The organism is Streptomyces sp. SID12501, from assembly GCF_010550245.1.
Lineage (GTDB): Bacteria > Actinomycetota > Actinomycetes > Streptomycetales > Streptomycetaceae > Streptomyces.
Window position 1 is genome coordinate 1 of sequence record NZ_JAAGLU010000334.1, and the last position, 562, is coordinate 562.

General features: G+C 76.9%; 1 protein-coding gene. It reads right to left on the bottom strand.

The genetic code is table 11. The annotated features are described in order from the left end of the window. A partial coding sequence (locus G3I71_RS46080) for a hypothetical protein (protein WP_164324898.1) occupies positions 1–562 on the bottom strand: 562 nt, incomplete at both ends.

The window sequence follows — 562 nt, forward strand, 5'->3', positions numbered from 1 at the left end:
AGACGTTGCTGTCGGGGTCCTCGGAGTCCCCGCAGGAGAACGTGAGCGCGTACGCGCCGGAAATGCCGGAACCGCCCAGCAGGACGGGCGCGGTGCCGGCCCGCAGCGCCTCGGAGAGGCGCTCGGCCGTCTCCCGGTGGCCCGGGGTCATGCACAGCGTGGTGCCGTCCGTGAAGACGTACACGTCCAGGGTGCCCAGCGGGCCGGGGCGGACGTCCGCGAGGGCCGTACGGGCCTCCGCGAGCTCCTCCAGGCGGTTCACCGTGCGCTCGTGGTCCGCTCCCGGGTGGGAAGCCTGCGCCGGCACGAAATCGGGGTGCGAGGGGTGGCGCCGGCGGGCCGCCGCCAGCTCGGGGGAGTCCTCGGGGTACTCGTCGAGGAGCTCGTCGCCCAGGAGCGGCTCCAGGCCGACCATGTCCGCCTGCCGGGGCAGGAAGACCGGGCCGTCCTCGCCGAGCCCGGGCAGGCCGCCCAGCAGCGAGGGGGCGTCGGCGGCGTCACGGGCCTCCTGCGCGGCCCAGAAGGCCCGCGCCTCGGCGAGCCCCCGCTCCCGCTCCCCGGC